The sequence below is a fragment of the Micromonospora sp. ALFpr18c genome, assembly GCF_008868155.1.
GTDB lineage: Bacteria > Actinomycetota > Actinomycetes > Mycobacteriales > Micromonosporaceae > Micromonospora.
Genome location: NZ_WBKR01000378.1, coordinates 1 through 1,698, shown reverse-complemented (window position 1 = coordinate 1,698; position 1,698 = coordinate 1). Strand labels below are relative to the sequence as shown.

General features: G+C 67.3%; 2 protein-coding genes. One reads left to right on the top strand and one right to left on the bottom strand.

The window, feature by feature from the left end:
- Positions 1-29: 29 nt before the first annotated feature.
- Positions 30-1,226: an IS630 family transposase gene (locus F8271_RS31205; RefSeq protein ID WP_225854896.1), complete on the bottom strand. Its 1,197-nt coding sequence runs from the start codon at positions 1,224-1,226 to the stop codon at positions 30-32.
- Between the two features lie 102 nt (positions 1,227-1,328).
- Here F8271_RS31205 and F8271_RS31200 point away from each other — a divergent pair, with 102 nt between their 5' ends.
- A complete protein-coding gene (locus tag F8271_RS31200; protein WP_151493361.1) occupies positions 1,329-1,649 on the top strand; it encodes a hypothetical protein in 321 nt (106 codons plus the stop codon).
- Positions 1,650-1,698: the final 49 nt, after the last annotated feature.

Genomic DNA, 1,698 nt, shown 5'->3' with positions numbered 1-1,698 from the left:
AGTGGTCCGCTCCGTAAATCCTTCGGGGGTTATGCGGTCAGGGCCAGTGCGGCAGGCTGGTGATCGCAGCCGGTGGGTTGCTGGGGGTTCTGCTCTTTCTGTTCGTGTCGCTCGATCCGGGCCATCAGGTCCTCGAGGTCGGCCGGGGTGAACTTCCATCTGAAGGGCCGGGCGGTCGCGTTGTAGCGCTGCTCGAAGGCGGTGAGCCGGTCTTCGACCTGGTCAAGGCTGGTGAAGTCGTTGGGTGAGACAACCTTGCGCTGGACGATCGAGAAGAAGATCTCGATCTGGTTGACCCACGAGGCGTGCACCGGGGTGTGGACCATGACCGCGTTCGGGAACCGCTTCGCGAGGCGGTCGATCGAGGCCTGGCCGCGGTGCGACGACCCGTTGTCGACTACCCAGAACACCCGTTTCGCCGAGGCATACGGTTCTTGGGTCATGACTTTTTCGGCCAGGGTCATGAACGGGACGATCCCGGTCTTGGCCGCGCAATGTCCGAACACGCGGGCCTGGTGGACGTCGTAGGCTGCCAGATAGGCCAGGGCGCCACCGCGGTCGTATTCGTGGTTGACCCGCATCATCCGGGCGGTGCCGGGCGCCAAGGTGGGGTGGCAGCGGCAGCGGGCCTGGATGCTGGTCTTCTCGTCGCTGGAGATGACGTACTCGTCCTCTCCGAGCGGTTCGCCGTCGTAGGTGCGGGCGTAGAGGTCGAGCACCCGGCTGGCCTTGACGGCGAAGTCCGGGTCGCGGATGAAGATCCAGGACTGGTGCTGCCAGGGTTTGATCGTGTCGTCGGCCAGGATCCGCCGGATCGTGGACGCGGAGATCGCCGGGACGAGGCCGCGGGCGATGGCCTCGTGCGCCAGGTCCGGGCAGCTCCACCGTGACAGGGGCACCTCGGCTTCGGCGGGCAGCTGACAAGCGAGGGCTTTGACCTCGGCGACCTGCACGGGGGTGAACCGGGCCGGCCGGCCGGAACGCTGCCGGTCGGCCAGGCCGGGCAGGCCCTCGTCGGCGTAGCGGCCGCGCCAGTAGCGCACGGTGTCGACGTGTACCTGCCGCCGGGCGGCGATCTTGGTGTTGGAGTAGCCGTGGGCGGCGTCGCGGACGATCCGGGCCCGGATGACCTGCTGGTAGCCGGCGGTATGGGAGTAGGCCAGGGCTTTGAGCCGATGCCGGTCGGCGGCAGTCAGCGTGATCTGGCGTGCGCGGGGCACGGGCACGGGCGGCCTTCATAAGGGTGATCTTGGTTCGGGGCGCGGGTGAGACTGCCGTGCCGTGTGCCGCTACCGGCTACCGACACGCCGCAGGGCAGGATGTGATCCATGCCCGCGATTCCCGAGTCCACCAAGATCTCTCTGGCACAGCGGCTACGTGAGCACGCCAAACTGAAGTGGCCGCAGTTGGCCGCGGTCGATGTGCGCTACCGCGGCCAGTTCGCCTATGTCACCGGTGAACTTGCCGACGGGGACCAGATGCCGCTGATGCGGCTGCGCTACGGCGGGTACGCGCACCGCTGGGGCACCGCGATCTACGTGGCCAGCAGCAACAGCTACGAGAACCAGATCTGGCTCACCGGCAGTCCTGAAGAGGCCTTCGACTTCGTCTACGACATCCACATCGGCACCATCACACCCGGACCCTGACCGCACCCGTCACCCATCAACCCCCGACGGACTTCCGGCTCGGACCACT

Bases quoted from the DNA above. Each gene is read 5' to 3' on its own strand.
- F8271_RS31200 (WP_151493361.1), top strand. From the start codon at position 1,329: ATGCCCGCGATTCCCGAGTCCACCAAGATCTCTCTGGCACAGCGGCTA.